The sequence below is a fragment of the Roseobacter sp. HKCCD6576-2 genome (genome assembly GCF_013179285.1).
Taxonomy (GTDB): Bacteria; Pseudomonadota; Alphaproteobacteria; order Rhodobacterales; family Rhodobacteraceae; genus Rhodophyticola; species Rhodophyticola oceani.
In genome coordinates this window covers 82879-98353 of record NZ_WVNW01000005.1, presented here as the reverse complement: position 1 = coordinate 98353, position 15475 = coordinate 82879, and the positions used below count along the sequence as shown (strand labels likewise).

18 protein-coding genes are annotated in these 15475 nt (G+C 60.8%); 15 read left to right on the top strand and 3 right to left on the bottom strand.

Annotated features, from left to right (window positions below; translation table 11 throughout):
- The 6 genes from GTF44_RS17005 to GTF44_RS16980 all read left to right on the top strand — a co-directional run bounded on the left by GTF44_RS17005 (position 1) and on the right by GTF44_RS16980 (position 3859).
- Entirely contained in the window at positions 1-642 is a 642-nt protein-coding gene (locus GTF44_RS17005) for a phosphoribosylanthranilate isomerase (RefSeq protein WP_171561311.1), read from the top strand.
- A complete protein-coding gene (locus tag GTF44_RS17000; protein ID WP_171561310.1) occupies positions 639-1106 on the top strand; it encodes a GNAT family N-acetyltransferase in 468 nt (155 codons plus the stop codon). The genes GTF44_RS17005 and GTF44_RS17000 overlap by 4 nt, the downstream gene beginning before the upstream one ends.
- Positions 1103-2329, top strand: a complete 1227-nt coding sequence (gene trpB, locus GTF44_RS16995; protein WP_171561308.1) for a tryptophan synthase subunit beta — start codon at positions 1103-1105, stop codon at positions 2327-2329. Before GTF44_RS17000 ends, trpB begins: the two co-directional genes overlap by 4 nt.
- A gap of 260 nt (positions 2330-2589) precedes the next feature.
- Positions 2590-2853: a hypothetical protein gene (locus tag GTF44_RS16990; RefSeq protein WP_171561172.1), complete on the top strand. Its 264-nt coding sequence runs from the start codon at positions 2590-2592 to the stop codon at positions 2851-2853.
- 88 nt (positions 2854-2941) lie between these two features.
- The gene (locus GTF44_RS21975; RefSeq protein WP_216365861.1) at positions 2942-3334 is read left to right on the top strand and encodes a PepSY domain-containing protein; all 393 of its coding nucleotides are present in this window, start codon (positions 2942-2944) and stop codon (positions 3332-3334) included.
- A gap of 24 nt (positions 3335-3358) precedes the next feature.
- Positions 3359-3859, top strand: coding sequence for a helix-turn-helix transcriptional regulator (locus tag GTF44_RS16980; RefSeq protein WP_145215428.1), 501 nt, complete (start codon positions 3359-3361; stop codon positions 3857-3859).
- Between the two features lie 7 nt (positions 3860-3866).
- Here GTF44_RS16980 and GTF44_RS16975 read toward each other — a convergent pair whose 3' ends face one another.
- The 3 genes from GTF44_RS16975 to pth all read right to left on the bottom strand — a co-directional run bounded on the left by GTF44_RS16975 (position 3867) and on the right by pth (position 6031).
- Entirely contained in the window at positions 3867-4253 is a 387-nt protein-coding gene (locus GTF44_RS16975) for a DUF2237 family protein (RefSeq protein ID WP_171561307.1), read from the bottom strand.
- A 63-nt stretch (positions 4254-4316) separates the two neighbouring features.
- Complete coding sequence (locus GTF44_RS16970) at positions 4317-5348, bottom strand: DUF2332 domain-containing protein (protein ID WP_171561305.1); 1032 nt, start codon at positions 5346-5348, stop codon at positions 4317-4319.
- Complete coding sequence (gene pth / locus GTF44_RS16965) at positions 5345-6031, bottom strand: aminoacyl-tRNA hydrolase (protein WP_171561304.1); 687 nt, start codon at positions 6029-6031, stop codon at positions 5345-5347. The genes GTF44_RS16970 and pth overlap by 4 nt, the downstream gene beginning before the upstream one ends.
- 116 nt (positions 6032-6147) lie before the next feature.
- Here pth and GTF44_RS16960 point away from each other — a divergent pair, with 116 nt between their 5' ends.
- From GTF44_RS16960 to GTF44_RS16920, 9 genes are all read left to right on the top strand, one after another.
- A complete protein-coding gene (locus GTF44_RS16960; RefSeq protein WP_171561302.1) occupies positions 6148-7182 on the top strand; it encodes a zinc-binding dehydrogenase in 1035 nt (344 codons plus the stop codon).
- 151 nt (positions 7183-7333) lie between these two features.
- Positions 7334-7993 carry a peroxiredoxin gene (locus GTF44_RS16955; RefSeq protein ID WP_145215443.1) on the top strand — a complete coding sequence of 220 codons (660 nt, stop codon included), beginning with the start codon at positions 7334-7336 and terminating at the stop codon, positions 7991-7993.
- A gap of 33 nt (positions 7994-8026) precedes the next feature.
- Positions 8027-8938 carry a sulfurtransferase gene (locus GTF44_RS16950; protein WP_171561300.1) on the top strand — a complete coding sequence of 304 codons (912 nt, stop codon included), beginning with the start codon at positions 8027-8029 and terminating at the stop codon, positions 8936-8938.
- 489 nt (positions 8939-9427) lie between these two features.
- A complete protein-coding gene (locus GTF44_RS16945; protein WP_171561298.1) occupies positions 9428-12289 on the top strand; it encodes a monovalent cation/H+ antiporter subunit A in 2862 nt (953 codons plus the stop codon).
- A gap of 1 nt (position 12290) precedes the next feature.
- The gene (locus GTF44_RS16940) at positions 12291-12653 is read left to right on the top strand and encodes a Na+/H+ antiporter subunit C (protein ID WP_171561297.1); all 363 of its coding nucleotides are present in this window, start codon (positions 12291-12293) and stop codon (positions 12651-12653) included.
- Positions 12650-14197: a monovalent cation/H+ antiporter subunit D gene (locus GTF44_RS16935; protein ID WP_171561295.1), complete on the top strand. Its 1548-nt coding sequence runs from the start codon at positions 12650-12652 to the stop codon at positions 14195-14197. Before GTF44_RS16940 ends, GTF44_RS16935 begins: the two co-directional genes overlap by 4 nt.
- A 3-nt stretch (positions 14198-14200) precedes the next feature.
- Positions 14201-14692 (top strand): Na+/H+ antiporter subunit E, encoded by a 492-nt coding sequence (locus GTF44_RS16930; protein ID WP_171561294.1) that lies wholly within the window; start codon positions 14201-14203, stop codon positions 14690-14692.
- Positions 14689-14958 carry a K+/H+ antiporter subunit F gene (locus tag GTF44_RS16925; protein ID WP_145215461.1) on the top strand — a complete coding sequence of 90 codons (270 nt, stop codon included), beginning with the start codon at positions 14689-14691 and terminating at the stop codon, positions 14956-14958. The genes GTF44_RS16930 and GTF44_RS16925 overlap by 4 nt, the downstream gene beginning before the upstream one ends.
- Positions 14959-14966: 8 nt before the next feature.
- Entirely contained in the window at positions 14967-15341 is a 375-nt protein-coding gene (locus tag GTF44_RS16920; protein ID WP_171561293.1) for a Na+/H+ antiporter subunit G, read from the top strand.
- Positions 15342-15475: the final 134 nt, after the last annotated feature.

The window sequence follows — 15475 nt, the reverse complement described above, 5'->3', positions numbered from 1 at the left end:
ATGGATGTTGCGATCAAATTTTGCGGCTTGAGAACCGAGGCTGACATCGCTGCTGCTGCGGCGGCGGGCGCGCGATATGTCGGCTTTGTGTTTTTCGCCAAATCACCGCGCGCGGTAACTTTCGATGAGGCACGCGCCCTTGCCCTCAAGGTGCCGGTCGGAATAGCGAAGGTCGCCCTCGTCGTGGATGCTTCGGATGCGGTTCTCGATGAGATTGTGGCCCAAGTCCCGCTGGATATGCTGCAATTACATGGGACAGAGACGCCGGATCGGGTTTCCGAGATCAAAGCGCGCTATGGTTTGCCGGTGATGAAAGCCATCGGTTTGGCCGAAGCGCGCGACTTGGAGGCCATCGACCGATATGCCGCCGTTGCGGATCAGGTGTTAATCGACGCCAAGGCCCCCAAAGGCGCCGAACTGCCAGGTGGCAATGGGCTGAGTTTTGATTGGCGGTTACTGACGGGACGCAAGTATTGGACCAAGCCCTGGATGCTGGCCGGTGGTCTGACGCCCGAGAACGTGGCCGAGGCTGTGCGTCTGACCGGGGCGCGGCAAGTGGATGTCTCCTCCGGCGTCGAACACGCGCCCGGAGAGAAAGACGCCGACAAAATCGCGCGGTTCGCCGCCGCCTTGTCCCAATGACTGTTCGTTTCCGCGTCGCGGGGCCAGAGGATGTTCCGGCGGTTCTGGCGCTGCTTCGCGAAGATCATCTTGGTGCGGAACGGGAAACCGCGCCCGATGCACTCTATCAGATGATGTTCAGCCGGATCGACCGAGAGGCCCATGTGCGGCTGGTTGTCGGGCAATTGGAAGGCGAGATTGTCGCCTGCTACCAACTGACCGCGCTCGATGGCCTCTCGCATAAAGCCATCCGCCGTGGTCAGATCGAGGATGTGCGCGTCGCCGAACGGCTGCGTGGGCAGGGGATCGGGCATCAGATGATGGCCGATGCCGAGGCACGGGCGCGCGATATGGGATGCGGTCTCTTGCAGCTTGTGGCGCATCACACGCGCGAGGACACACATCGATTCTATATGTCCAACGGCTTTACGCCCTACCATGTTGGCTTTAAACGCACCCTGTCCAACGCGGGAGATCAGGAATGAACGACCTCTTCAACAGCTTCATGACCGGCCCCGATGAAGACGGGCGCTTTGGCGATTTCGGTGGGCGGTTTGTCTCTGAAACGCTGATGCCGCTGATCTTGGAGTTGGAGAAGCAATACGAGTTCGCCAAGACGGATCAGAGCTTCTGGGACGAGATGCACGATCTCTGGACCCATTATGTCGGTCGCCCCTCGCCGCTCTATTTCGCGGAGCGCCTGACTGAGCATCTGGGTGGGGCAAAGATTTATCTCAAACGGGACGAGTTGAACCATACCGGCGCGCATAAGATCAATAATGTGCTAGGGCAGATCATCCTGGCCCGTCGCATGGGGAAGACCCGGATCATTGCCGAGACCGGCGCGGGGCAGCATGGCGTGGCCACGGCCACCGTCTGTGCCAAATTCGGGCTGAAATGCGTGGTGTATATGGGCGCCCATGATGTGGAGCGTCAGGCACCGAATGTGTTCCGGATGCGGTTGCTTGGGGCCGAAGTGATCCCAGTAACGAGCGGTCGGGGCACGCTGAAAGACGCGATGAACGATGCGCTGCGTGATTGGGTGACCAATGTGCGCGACACATTTTATTGCATCGGCACGGTGGCGGGCCCGCATCCCTATCCGGCGATGGTCCGCGATTTCCAGGCGATCATCGGCAAGGAAGCCAAGGAACAGATGATGGCCGCCGAGGGCCGTCTGCCGGATACAATCATCGCCGCCATCGGCGGCGGGTCAAACGCGATGGGCCTGTTCTTTCCGTTCCTTGATGACAAAGAGGTGCAGATCATCGGTGTTGAGGCCGGCGGTAAGGGCGTGAATGCCAAGATGGAGCATTGCGCGTCGCTGACCGGTGGGCGGCCCGGCGTGCTGCATGGCAACCGGACCTATCTGCTCCAAGATGATGATGGGCAAATCCTTGAGGGATACTCGATCTCGGCGGGCTTGGATTATCCGGGCATCGGGCCGGAGCATTCCTGGCTGCATGAGATTGGCCGCGCGCAATATGTCTCGATCACGGATGCGGAGGCGCTGGAGGCGTTCCAATTGTCCTGCGCGCAGGAAGGGATCATCCCGGCGCTTGAGCCGTCCCACGCGCTGGCCCATGTGATGAAAATCGCCCCGGACCTGCCGCGCGATCACCTGATCATCATGAATATGTGCGGTCGGGGGGACAAAGATATCTTCACCGTCGCGCGGGCCTTGGGCTTCGAGATGAACGGGCACTGAGCGCCGTCGTCGAGGACTACAACCTGTGCTGGACCTGAACGGCCTAAACCTTTGGTTTAGGGCGGTTCAGGCGAGGTGATGCTGATCCGCTGCCGCATCAACCTCGGTTTATTTCTGACGATTTTCACAGATGCTAGATTGGCTTTGGGTTTACGTGTCCGCGCCTAAACCTCGCGGAAATAGAGCCGCCTCAGTGTTTGGTCTTCTGTAGAGGCAAGGTCGCACATGGGTTGGGGCCGAACCAAATGAGGAGTTGTGAGATGAAACAGACACTGACAGCCGCAATGATCGCAATGCTTTTGAGTGGCACGGCCCATGGCGCCTTGGTGCAGAGCATCGAGACCGAAGAAGAGCACGCCAATACCTATGAAGAGATCGCCCAGAACTGGCTTCCGGAATGGCTGCGGGGCGACGGCAGTCGTGATGCGTCTGATGACGACTATGACGATTACGATGATGATTACGACGACGATGATGATGATGACGATGATGACGACGATGATGATGACGACGACGATGACTAAAACCCGCCAATGGGGTTAAGATGGCAGAGATCCTCTCCGGCGGCGTAGCGCAGGCCGGGGAGGATCATTTTTGATGAGGTCGACGAAGATGGTGACACGCAGAGACATGCTTGCCGCGGGATTTGCCGTGGTGTTGGGGGCTGGGTCGGCCACCGCGCAATCGACCGTCACAGACCAAGTCGTCGCGCAGCTTCGGGATCAGGGATACACTGTTCAGCGGATGAACCGAACCCTTTTGGGTCGCGTGCGGATCATCGCGCGGCGTGGTGATCAATCCCGCGAGGTCGTCTTTGATCCGCGCAACGGCCTGATCCTCCGCGACTACACAACCGGGTTGTTTGGGGCGTCGGACGATGACGATGATCAGTCCGGGTCACGTGGCGGACAGGCGGGCGGCGGTAATGGTGGCGGCGATGATGATGATGACGATGATGACGACGACGATGATGACGATGACGACGACGATGGTGACGACGACTGAGATGGTGATGTGGGACGTTTGGAGATGTTGAGGCGCCCGGTCGTTTTTGTCGTGATCCTTGTCGTGCAGTTGCTCTGCGCGGTTTTCTTTGTGTCGGAAATCATGATGTCCGTTTTGGGCCTGCCTTTCGCGCCCATCCCCTGGCAAGTTCATGAGTTGATTGAGATCGGGGCGGGCGTTGGACTGATCCTTGGCGTCGTTCTCGGGGCGTTGTTGTTGCGCTCCGCGCTGCGTCGGACGCGCGCGGCGGAGCGGGCGCTCCGCGCTGCCTCTGGTGCGTTTATGGACTTGGTTGAGGAGCGTTTTGACGAGTGGAAACTCACGCCCGCAGAGCGGGACGTGGCGCTTTTTGCCCTGAAGGGGATGAGCCTGTCGGAGATTGCCGCCCTACGCGCGACCTCCGAGGGCACGGTTAAGGCGCAAACCAACGCAATTTACCGTAAGGCGGGTGTCACGGGACGGCCGCAACTGCTCAGCGTCTTTGTTGATGATCTGATGGGCGACGGGGTCGTCGCGGCGGAGTAGGGGCCGCTTATGCGTCCTCGTTCAAGTCGTAGAGCTGCAAAACCGGCAGCGGCACAATCGCCAACGCACCACTATGGGTGGCCGCAAGATTGACCCGCGGCGCGACGCCTTCTTCATGGGCTTGCAGGAAGCGAGTGGCGCAAAGGCACCATTGATCGCCCGGCTTCAGCCCCGCGAAGCCATATTCCGGGCGCGGCGTGCTGAGGTCATTGCCGACATATTTCGAGAAGGCGAGGAACTCCGCCGTCATCACGGCGCAGACCGTGTGCGAGCCATGATCGGTCGGGCCGGTGTCGCAGCATCCATTGCGAAAGAAGCCTGTGACCGGATCTTTGGAACAGCTTTGCAGCGTGCCGCCCAAGACATTGACGGACGGCGCCATATCGAAACTCATAGTCGAAACTCCCCGAATTCGCACGTTCCGATAGAATAATCCTCTTATTATTGAATGCAATGGCTAAAGACGCCAATCGATCCACCGCCCATGGAAATCCACGCGGCCCAGGTCGATCTCTTCGCCGCCGGGCCATGTTTTCAAGGTCATTCCAGCGCCAGAGCTTTGAGCGTCGGCTTCCATTGCGAAATGCGCGATTGGGGCATCAAGGGTGGCGTTGCATCCAGCAGCTTCCATTGCCGCGGTGCAGGCCGCTTGGGTATCGGGCGGGAAATACTGCCAGGCGATGGTGTGATAAATGAAATGGGTTGTGCCGGGGCGTCGTGTCGCCAGGCGATCCGCCAGCCATCCCGCCGCATCGCCTTTGGCGGGGCGCGTCTGGGCCAGGTTCATCGCGGCGCGGGTCAGGCGGAGCCGGTCGGGTTGATCTGGCCAAAGATATGACAGCAAACGCAGCGCCTGATCAGGTGCGCTTGGGTCGAGCGGATTCAGATCGACGCCGGCCCGATCAATGACCTTGAGCGGGAGGTCCGGAGGCAAGGCACCCGTCCAGTCTGGTGTCAGGCGCACGGGCGCGTTTTCGGCACCTCGCAAGGCACCATCTGCCAGCAAGGCAAAATCGCTGAAGGCCAGGTTCAAGCCCGCGCTGGCACCCAGTTCCGAGATCGTGAGCGGTAGACCGAACATCTCCGTAACCTGCAGAGCTGCGGGGATCAGGGCGGCACTCCGGCGAACCTCATTGGTTTGCGGCGGTAGATCCAGCCAGGCCATCAATCTGGCCTCATGCGCCACAAAGGCGCGCGCGACCTCGGACCAGAGCACGTCATCACTGACCTCATGAGGGGGATAGACCGCAGCCAACGCCGGATCACTGCCATCCAGCACCAGCCCATGCAGGCTTCCCGCGATCCGCAACGGCACCGATTGCCCGGAAGAGGTGACATCGCCAGTCCAGGCAAGCAGCCGTTCAGCGACCGCGCTCTCAGCGGTCAGCCGCTCGGCCATGAGCGTCATCAGCCGCTCCATGAACGGAGAACCCAGTTTCGCGCAGGCTCTGGCTTGCGACTGGAAGGCGCTCCGTAACACTTCGCTCATTTGAATTTATCCATCAATCTTTGCAGGGGCGACCGATCATCAGGCGCCGCTTCAGCGGGTTTTGATTTTGGCGCCGACGCAGGTTTTGCTTCAGCTACCCGATTGGACGACCGGGGCGGGGCCACGCGCAGCGCCACGGCGTTCATAAACTTGCCGGAATCGCCGCCAGCCAACTCCGGCGCGCCGTCGCTGACACCCCGCAAAAGATCGCTCAGCCAATCCTGTTCCGCTTTGGCGAAATCGGACAAAACATGGCGTGAGACCAGGTCTTTCCGCCCAGGATGCCCGATGCCGATCCGCACCCGGGTGAACTCCGGCCCGATATGCCCGTCGATGGAACGCAGACCGTTATGGCCCGCCAACCCCCCGCCGGTTTTCACCCGGAGCTTCCCGGGGGCGAGGTCCAACTCATCGTAAAACACCGTCACATCGCCTGGTTCGAGCTTGAAAAACCGCATCGCCTCGCCGACGGATTGGCCAGAAAGGTTCATGAAGGTTTCTGGCTTGAGCAGCATGATCTTTTCGCGGCCCAACCGCCCTTCGGCGATCTGACCCTGAAATTTTGACCGCCACGGCCCAAATCCGTGATCCTCGGCGATCCGATCCACGGCCATATACCCGATATTATGGCGGTTTCCGGCGTATTTCGCGCCTGGATTTCCCAGCCCGACGAAAAGGCGCATGGGGTCTCTCCCTTGCTGATGGATGGGCCGGTGATGCCAGCCCGGGCCGGTTTTGCCAAGCTGGAATGCCGCGCCGCGTCATGGCAGTGTTGCGAGAACAGCCTTTGGAGAGCTTGATGCCTGACTTGCCCAAAACCATGCGCGCGCTCGTGTTGACCGCGCCCGGCGCGCCCCTGGAGTTGCAGGAGGTCCCGGTGCCGACGCCTGGCCCGGGCGAGGTTTTGGTGCAGATCGCGGCCTCGCCGATCAACCCGTCGGATTTGCATTTTCTAGAGGGAGAATATGGGCTGAACTGGCCCTATCCTCTGATCCCCGGGCTGGAGGGAAGCGGCGAGGTTGTGGCGGCGGGCCCTGGCTTGATGGGGCGCTATGTGATGGGCAAACCGGTGTCCTGCACGGCGGACAAACAGGGCTGTTGGGCCGAATATATGGTGACGCAAGCCGCGCTCTGCCTGCCATTGCCGCACGACCTGCCGCTTGGAACGGCGGCGATGGCGGTGGTGAACCCGCTGACGGCGGTGGCGTTCATCCAGATCGCGAAGGCTGGCGGGCACAAATCCCTGATCAGTACCGCGGCAGGCGGGGCGCTTGGCGCGATGACCCGCCGGATGGCGGCAGAGGCGGGTATCGAGGTAATTAATGTCGTGCGCGGCCCGGCGCAGGTGGCGCGGCTCAAGGCCGAGGGGGCGGCGCATATCTGCGATCTCTCCGCGCCGCCATTTCCGGCTGATTTGGTCACGCTTGGCCAGGCCAAGAAATGCCGTTTGGCGCTGGATGCGATCGGGGGAGAGATGACCGGGCAATTGGTCGAGGCGTTGGCGCCGAAGGGTGAGGTGTTGATTTATGGCGCTTTGGCCGGGGCGGCCTCGACCTTGAATCCGGGTACGATGATTTTTAAAGGCATCACGGTGCGTGGGTTTTGGGTGTCGAAATGGCTAGAGAAGCGCCCGCTGCCGCAAAAGATGATGATCATGCGCCGGATCGTGGCGGCGCTGAAATCCGGTGCAGCGCAAAGCCAGGTGGCCGAAATTCGTGATCTGGCCGACGCAGCGACCGCACCCGCTGACTACGCCGCCCGGATGAGCGCGGGCAAAATCCTGATTTCGACGGGTGCGCTTCCTCTTGGGGTCGAGGCCACGCCTATCACCTAGGCTCAGCCCCCTACGCTTCGCAGTATTCAGAAAACCTTCCGATCCTTTTCAGGTCTTTCCGACGGGTGACAGCTATCTCGGGCCTGCCGTCTTGGCCGGGACCTCTCCGGCTGGCGGCAATGTTGGACCAGGACAGAGGAAGGAAACCGACATGACCCTCGCGCTCGGCGCTACAGCGCCAGATTTCAAGGCCGAGACCACCCAAGGCACCATCCATTTCTATGAGTGGATGGGTGATAACTGGTGCGTTTTGTTTTCGCATCCAAAGGATTTCACACCCGTCTGCACCACAGAGATTGGCAGTATGGCGCGGCTGAAACCCGAATTTGACGCTCGGAATGTCAAGGTTATTGGCCTCAGCGTCGACTCGATCGCCGCCCATACACGTTGGATTGAGGATATCGTTGCGACCCAGGACATCGCCCCGAATTTTCCGTTGATCGGTGACCCGGAGCTCAAGCTCGCGAAGCTTTATGGCATGCTGCCCGAAGATGCGGTGGGTTCGTCGGATGACCGATCCGCTGCGGACAATGCCACCACACGCTCCGTCTTCGTGATCAGTCCGGACAAGAAGATCATGCTGACAGTGACATATCCGATGACGACGGGCCGAGATTTTCGGGAGTTGCTGCGCGCTATCGACAGTTTGCAACTGACTGCGCAGCACAAGGTGGCGACCCCGGCAAACTGGAAGCAGGGCGATGATGTCGTGATCGTTCCTTCGATGTCGGATGCCGATGCTCGGGCGCGGTTCCCGAAAGGGTGGGAGGCGCCGCGCCCCTATATGCGGATTGTCCCGCAGCCAAGATAACTTTTTGATAAATACACATTAATGGAGGAACGAATGAGTGTTTCTTTAACCCGCAGAGGGTTCGGAGGTGCTGCTATCGCCGCTGCCCTGCTGCCCCGGCTAGGGCTTGCCCAGACGATGGAATATGCCAACCCTGACCTGCTCATGGCGGCTCAAGACTTGGTCCCGCTCGCTTTGCCCGCGGCAGAAACCAGCACTCCGCTCTATCGCAGCCAGGGCATGTTACTGCTCGATATCCGCTCGGCGGAAGACTATGCGTCCGGGCATATCCCTGGTGCTCTGCATCTGGACCCAAATGCCGTAGTGGCCGAGCAGTCGCCGATTGAGGGCGCGCTGTTGCCCGTCCCCGATTTGGCCGAGATCTTGAGCCTCTTAGGGATCGACCCTGAGACCCGAGTGGTGATCTATGATGATCGTGGTGGGTTCCATGCGGCGCGAATGTTCTGGCTCCTGGAATATCTGGGGCATCAGAATGTGGCCCTGCTGAACGGCGGCTTGTCGGCCTATCAAGCTGCCGGTGGCCGTTTGGCGGAGCAGTCCACGCCATATGAGGCCAGCATATTTGTCCCCGCGCCGATGTCGCGCCGGGTTGCCACCGCAGATTATGTTCTGGGGCACCGTGGCGATGCAGAGACAGTGGTCATCGATGTGCGCCCGCCGGCGATGTACGAAGAAGGTCACATCCCTTGGGCGATCAACCTGCCTTGGGTCGGTAATCTGGACGAGGATGGGTTCTACAAGCCAGCCGAGGCGCTGACGGCGCATTTTGCCGAGCATGGTGTGACGGCTGACCGGAATGTGGTGATCCATTGCCAAGTCGGTCTCGCCTCATCGCACAGTTATGTCGCGCTGCGCCTTCTGGGGTTCCCCCGAGTCCGCGTCTATCACCGCTCTTGGGCTGAATGGGGCGTCGATGATGATCTGCCCCGGACAACAGGATCATAACGATTGTTCTATGCGGAGGCGGCTAAAGCCGCCTCCGTGCAATGCCATTTTTAGTCGGCCTTCGTTGGCATCAATCTCCCGGCGCACACGCCAGATAGGTCCGCTGGATACGCCGCGGGTTTTGCGTTGCCGTTCCTGTTAAGCTTGGTCGCTAGCGACATTGAGCCTTAGCTGCCTGTGTCATGACAGCCGTCTCAGCACTGCCGAGATAGACCTTTCCCTGCGTTTAATCTGAAACTGATCCGGCGAACTGCACTGCGTCGTTCGCGACATCCACAGTCATCGCGGATTAAGGGACGGCCATCTAGATTCTGGCCGCATGGATCTCGGTTGAAATGTCGGGAAATCCGATGGGTCGGAGCCATAGTTTGCTTGTCTTCCGACCGATGTTGCATCGAACCGCCGCATGCGAAGCGCAAAGCTTTGTTTTACAGTCAAGAAGACCATCGTTATCCAGTGTGCAGACAAAGACTCTTTTAAGGGCAGAGAATGAGCGACGGCGGCAACCTTCTTTTTCTCATCGCGCTGCTTCCCTTCATCGGGGCCCTCGTGCCGGGCCTGATGATCCGGGCTGGGCGCAATGCATGTGCGATCTTTACCGCAGTGCCGACAACTTTGGCACTCATCATGCTTTTAACCCTCGCGCCGGCGGTTATGCGCGGCGAGGTGATCCAGGCCGAGCTTGAATGGCTGCCGCAACTGGGGTTGTCGGCCTCTTTCTTCCTGGATGGGCTCGGGCTGCTGTTTGCCGGGATGATCCTGGGTGTGGGCCTTCTGATCACGCTTTACGCGCGGTTCTACCTGTCGGGCGAGGACCCGATGGGGCAGTTTTATACCTATCTATTGCTATTCCAGGGCGCGATGCTGGGCATCGTGATCTCGGATAATATCCTGCTTTTGCTGGTGTTCTGGGAGCTGACCTCGCTGTCGTCCTTCCTCTTGATCGGCTATTGGAAGCACTTGCCCGAAGGGCGGCAAGGCGCGCGGATGGCACTGGCCGTGACCGGCGCGGGCGGGCTGGCGATGATTGGCGGCATGCTGATCCTCGGCAATATCGTCGGCAGCTACAACCTGACCGATATCTTGCAAGCGGGGGACCAGATCCGCGCGTCGGAATGGTATCTGCCCGCGCTGATCCTGATCCTGCTGGGCGCCTTCACCAAATCCGCACAATTCCCATTCCACTTCTGGCTGCCCCACGCGATGGCCGCGCCGACGCCGGTCTCGGCCTATCTGCATTCGGCGACGATGGTGAAAGCGGGCGTGTTCCTGATGGCGCGCATGTGGCCGGTGCTGTCGGGAACGGATGCCTGGTTCTATATCGTCGCGACCACGGGCCTTGTGACCATGGTGCTGGGCGCGCTGATCGCGCTCTTCAAAGATGATCTCAAGGCGCTTCTGGCATTCTCGACGGTCAGTCATCTGGGCCTTTTGACCATGTTGCTCGGTTTCGGAACCCAAGCCGCGGCGGTGGCGGCGGTGTTCCACATCATCAACCACCTGACCTTCAAGGCCGCGCTCTTCATGACCGCCGGGATCGTCGATCACGAAACCCATACACGGGATATCAAACGGCTCGGCGGGCTCAGGCATCTGATGCCGATCACCTTCCTGATCGGGACGGTGGCGGCGCTGTCGATGGCCGGTCTCCCGCTCCTGAACGGGTTCTTGTCGAAGGAAATGATGCTGGAGGAGGCCTCGCATACCGACTGGCTCGGCAGCCATTACGCCGTGCCGATCGCAGCGACAATCGGCGCGCTTCTGTCGGTGGCGTATTCCTTCCGCTTCGTCGCGCATGTCTTCCTCGGGCCCAAGCGCGATGACTATCCGTCGACACCGCATGATCCGCCTTTCGGCATGTGGGCCGCGCCCGGGCTTCTGGTGGTCCTCGTCCTGGTGATCGGCATGGCGCCCTTCCTGGCCGAAGGGGTCGTGACGGCGGCGGCCAATGCGGTGACGGGCGCGGATTTGCACCCGCATCTGAAAATCTGGCACGGCGTGACGCCCGCGCTGTGGATGTCGATCATCGCCATTTTGGGCGGTGCAATGGTGCTCCTGCTGCATCGCCCCCTCGACCGGGCCTGGATCGCCGCGCCACGCCCCGAAGCGAAAGCAATCTTCGATCGGTTGGTCGCGGCGCTTGTCTCATTCACGCGTGGAATCACCGAGATCACCCATAACGGTGCCATCAGCCGCTACCTTGCCATCTTCACGGTGACCGCCGTCGCACTTGGCTGGATCGCCTATTCCGGCAGCGGCCTGTCGGCCCCCACGCGAGAGCTTTTGCCGGTTCCGGCGGTCATCGCTGTCGTCTGGCTGATGTTGATCGTGGCCACGGTCTCAGTTGTCGTAATGCATCACCGTCGGTTCCGCGCGCTGGTCTTGATCGGGGTCATAGGGTTGTCGATCTCGGCTGGCTTTGCCTATCTCTCGGCCCCCGATCTGGCGCTGACGCAGATTTCGGTTGAGACGGTGACGATCATGCTCTTGCTGCTGGCGCTACACTTCATGCCGAAGGAGACGCCGAAAGAGAGCCCGATGGGCCTCAAACTCCGCGATGCGTTCATCGCGCTGACTGCCGGTGGTGGGGTTGGGGCGCTGGCCTATGCCTTCCTCCTGCGCGATATCGACACGATCTCAAGCTACCACATCGACAACAGCTATGAGGGCGGTGGCGGCACCAATGTGGTCAATGTCATCCTGGTCGATTTCCGGGGCTATGACACCTATGGCGAGATCATCGTGTTGGGGATCGCGGGCCTTGTGATCTATGCCCTGATGCATGCGCTGCTCGATGGGCCCGCGGTGCGGCGGCTTAAGAACATGGATTATTCGCAGGACCGGTCCCGCGACCGGCACCCGCTGATGATGGTTGTGGTCACCCGTGTGTTGATGCCGATCGCGATTGTCGTGGGCATCTACATCTTCCTACGCGGCCACAACCAGCCGGGCGGCGGATTTGTGGCAGGCCTTGTGGTCGCCATCGCGCTTTTGATGCAATACATGGCCTCCGGTTTCGCCTGGACGCAGGAGCGTAAGCGGATCGAGTACCACACGATGATCGGCCTTGGCGTCGTTATCGCGGGCGCAACCGGGATCGGGTCCTGGCTGTCGGGCACGCCGTTCCTGACCAGCGCCTATACCTATGTGCATCTGCCGCCGATTGAGGAATTTGAACTGGCCACCGCCATGCTTTTCGATCTTGGCGTGTTCCTGACCGTTCTGGGCGCGGTCATGTTGATGCTCTACAGCCTTTCTCGAATCGCGCGCTTCGCGGGCGAAACGGTGAATGTGGAGCCCATGGATTACGACCCCGGCGATCAGGTCGCCGAGACCAAGGCGGAGACCTGAGATGGAGCTTATCGTTGCAAGCACGATTGCCGTTTTGACGGCGGGCGGGGTTTACCTCCTGCTGCGGCTCAGGACCTTCCCGGTGATCCTGGGCATCACGCTTTTGTCCTATGCGGTCAACGTCTTCCTGTTCGCAAGCGGGCGGTTGGCCATCGACATGTCACCGATCCTGTCGCGCTATGGCGAAGCCAGCTATACCGACCCGCTGCCCCAGGCGTTGGTTCTGACCGCCATCGTGATCTCTTTCGGGATGACGGCGGTGCTGGTGATGATCGGGCTGGCCGCGTATCTCGAGGCCGAGAGCGACCGGATTGACATCGCGCCCGAGGACGAGGCCGAGCCGGCGAAGGATGACCAAGCATGATGCACTGGATTATTCTACCGGTGGTTCTACCGGCCCTTCTTGCGCCGCTGATCGGCTTTGTCATGCGCCACGACATGACCTTGGCGCGTGCGGCCTCGCTCACCGGCACCGTTTTGCTTCTGGCGATTGCCATCGGGCTTACCGGCATGGCGGCCGACGGTACGACGCATATCTACCGGCTCGGCGACTGGCCCGCGCCCTTCGGGATCGTCCTGGTGCTCGACCGCCTGTCCGCCTTGATGGTTCTGTTGACGGCGGTGCTGGCGCTGATCGTTCTGATCCACGCGATCACAACAGGGTGGGATGCGCGCGGGCGGCATTTCCATGCCCTCTTCCAGTTTCAGCTTATGGGGATTTGCGGCGCGTTCCTGACTGGTGACATTTTCAACCTTTTCGTCTTTTTCGAGGTGCTGTTGATCGCGTCTTACGGCTTGATGATCCATTCCGGCGGGCGCGAGCGGATGCGCGCGGGCCTGCAATATGTGGTGATGAACCTCGCGGGCTCCACGCTCTTCCTCTTTGCGCTCGGCACGCTTTACGCCTCGACCGGCACGCTTAACATCGCCGATCTCGCTGCGCGCATCCCGGAGATTCCCGTAGAAGAGGCCGCTCTGGTGCGGGTGGCGGCGATCCTCCTGATGATCGTCTTCGCCGTGAAAGCCGCGCTCTTCCCGGTGCAGTTCTGGCTGCCCGCGACTTACGCAAACGCCCCTGCGCCGGTGGCCGCGCTGTTCGCAATCATGACCAAGGTCGGGGCCTATGCAATCCTGCGGGTCCACACCACCGCCTTCGGCCCAGGCAGCGGCGGAACCGAGGGGCTGGCGGGCACTTGGCTATTCCCCGCCGCGATCGTCACCATCGCAGTCGGGGCCTTCGGCGTGCTCGGCGCGCGGCGTCTGATGCCGCTCATCGCCTTTTCCGTGGTTGGCTCGATGGGCACGCTCCTTGTGGCAGTCGCCGCCTTCTCGCCCACCGCGACCTCCGCGGCGCTCTACTATATGGTACATTCCACCTTCGCCGCGGCGTGCCTGTTCCTGATCGCCGATTTGGTGGTCACGCAACGAGAGGCCGACACGCTGACGCCAATGCCCGCGACCGTGCAAAATGGCCTTTTCGCGGCGCTTTTCTTCGCCGCCGCGATTGGTATGGCGGGCATGCCACCGCTCAGCGGGTTCCTGGGCAAGCTTTTGGTGCTTGATGCCCTTCGCGCACCCGGCGCGATGCCTTGGGCCTGGTCGGCGATCCTGGTCGGCTCTCTCCTGACCATGGTTGGGTTCGCGCGGGCTGGCAGCGCGCTCTTCTGGAAATCCACCGCCACGCCCGTGCCGGAGCCGGACCCGGAGGCCATCACCGTGCACGACGCGCCGGAGCCTATCCGGGCCACTCCGATGCAACTGGCGCCGAGCATGCTGACCCTCGCGGTCCTGGCCCTGTTAGCCGCTTTCGCCGGACCCGTGTCGGCCTATCTCGAAGACACCTCAGCACAGCTTTTCGACCGCGAGGGCTATGTTGCGGCGGTTCTCAATCCAGGCGAGGAGGGCTGATCCATGCTGACCCGTCTTATCCCCCATCCACTCCTGAGCCTCACGTTGGTCTTGGTCTGGATTGGCCTCGTCAACACCTTCACGCTCGGCAATCTCATTCTGGGAAGTGCGATTGGCTTGATCGTTCCCATGGTCACCGCCGCCTACTGGCCGGACCGCCCGAAACTCGCCCGGCCATTGAAGATCGTCGAATACTGCCTGGTCGTGCTCTGGGATATCATCGTCGCCAATGTGCAGGTCGCGATGATCATCTTGTTCCGGCGCGAGCGGACAATCCATTCGAAATGGATCCCGGTCCCGCTGGAACTGACCTCTGCCGAAGCGATAACGGTCCTGGCGGGCACCATCACCATGACCCCTGGCACCGTCTCGGCGACCCTGTCCGCCGATGGCGGCTGCGTCCTTGTTCACTGCCTCCACACCGATGACCCGGACAGCGTCCGTGACGAGATCAAATCCCGCTATGAACGGCGATTGAAGGAGATTTTTCCATGATCGAATATGCTCTGTTTTTCGCCGCCGGATGCTACGGCGTGGCCCTGCTACTCGATCTCTGGCGCATTGCCGTGGGCCCCGACGCCGCCGATCGCATTCTTGCGCTCGACACCATGGTGATCAATGTGATCGCGCTTCTGGTGCTTTACGGCGTATGGCGTGGCACCGCGATCTATTTCGAAGCCGCAATGCTGATCGCCATGGTCGGGTTCGTCTCCACCGTCGCCTATTGCCGCTTTCTGTTGCGCGGCGACATTATTGAGTGAGGTCACTCATGAGCTTTATCGCAGAACTCCTTATTGCCCTCTCCCTCGTGGTCAGCGGCTTTTTTGGTTTCGTCGGGTCCTATGGCCTCGTGAAGCTGAAAGACACCGTGCAGCGTTTGCACGCGCCAACCAAGGCCACGACGCTTGGCGTCGGCGGCGTCTTGGCCGCCTCGTTGATCTTCTTCTACGCGGAAACCGGGCATATTTCGGTGCACGAACTCCTAATCTCGGTGTTCTTGTTCTTGACCGCGCCGATCACCGCGAACTTCATCGCCAAGGCCTATCTGGCGCGGAACCTGCGTAAAGATCAGTTGCCGGATAGCGCTAGCGAATATGGTTGGTCGGTTTATGATGATCCGCCGGATGGTGCTTCCGATAAGTGAAGTTTTCGCGACGGGTTCGACACATCGTTTCGTCTGCGGGTCGGCAGGCTCTGGTTAAAAGGCGGTTGTCTTCGCCGCTCACTGGGTCCCTTCAAAACTGGCTGCCCAGTGCAGCGATGCGTGCGGCGAATAAG

Excerpts from the sequence above, each read along its gene's own strand:
- GTF44_RS17005 (WP_171561311.1), top strand. The coding sequence starts at position 1 with ATGGATGTTGCGATCAAATTTTGCGGCTTGAGAACCGAGGCTGACATC.
- GTF44_RS17000 (WP_171561310.1), top strand. The coding sequence starts at position 639 with ATGACTGTTCGTTTCCGCGTCGCGGGGCCAGAGGATGTTCCGGCGGTT.
- trpB (WP_171561308.1), top strand. The coding sequence starts at position 1,103 with ATGAACGACCTCTTCAACAGCTTCATGACCGGCCCCGATGAAGACGGG.
- GTF44_RS16990 (WP_171561172.1), top strand. The coding sequence starts at position 2,590 with ATGAAACAGACACTGACAGCCGCAATGATCGCAATGCTTTTGAGTGGC.
- GTF44_RS21975 (WP_216365861.1), top strand. The coding sequence starts at position 2,942 with ATGGTGACACGCAGAGACATGCTTGCCGCGGGATTTGCCGTGGTGTTG.
- GTF44_RS16980 (WP_145215428.1), top strand. The coding sequence starts at position 3,359 with ATGTTGAGGCGCCCGGTCGTTTTTGTCGTGATCCTTGTCGTGCAGTTG.
- GTF44_RS16975 (WP_171561307.1), bottom strand. The coding sequence starts at position 4,253 with ATGAGTTTCGATATGGCGCCGTCCGTCAATGTCTTGGGCGGCACGCTG.
- GTF44_RS16970 (WP_171561305.1), bottom strand. The coding sequence starts at position 5,348 with ATGAGCGAAGTGTTACGGAGCGCCTTCCAGTCGCAAGCCAGAGCCTGC.
- pth (WP_171561304.1), bottom strand. The coding sequence starts at position 6,031 with ATGCGCCTTTTCGTCGGGCTGGGAAATCCAGGCGCGAAATACGCCGGA.
- GTF44_RS16960 (WP_171561302.1), top strand. The coding sequence starts at position 6,148 with ATGCCTGACTTGCCCAAAACCATGCGCGCGCTCGTGTTGACCGCGCCC.
- GTF44_RS16955 (WP_145215443.1), top strand. The coding sequence starts at position 7,334 with ATGACCCTCGCGCTCGGCGCTACAGCGCCAGATTTCAAGGCCGAGACC.
- GTF44_RS16950 (WP_171561300.1), top strand. The coding sequence starts at position 8,027 with ATGAGTGTTTCTTTAACCCGCAGAGGGTTCGGAGGTGCTGCTATCGCC.
- GTF44_RS16945 (WP_171561298.1), top strand. The coding sequence starts at position 9,428 with ATGAGCGACGGCGGCAACCTTCTTTTTCTCATCGCGCTGCTTCCCTTC.
- GTF44_RS16940 (WP_171561297.1), top strand. The coding sequence starts at position 12,291 with ATGGAGCTTATCGTTGCAAGCACGATTGCCGTTTTGACGGCGGGCGGG.
- GTF44_RS16935 (WP_171561295.1), top strand. The coding sequence starts at position 12,650 with ATGATGCACTGGATTATTCTACCGGTGGTTCTACCGGCCCTTCTTGCG.
- GTF44_RS16930 (WP_171561294.1), top strand. The coding sequence starts at position 14,201 with ATGCTGACCCGTCTTATCCCCCATCCACTCCTGAGCCTCACGTTGGTC.
- GTF44_RS16925 (WP_145215461.1), top strand. The coding sequence starts at position 14,689 with ATGATCGAATATGCTCTGTTTTTCGCCGCCGGATGCTACGGCGTGGCC.
- GTF44_RS16920 (WP_171561293.1), top strand. The coding sequence starts at position 14,967 with ATGAGCTTTATCGCAGAACTCCTTATTGCCCTCTCCCTCGTGGTCAGC.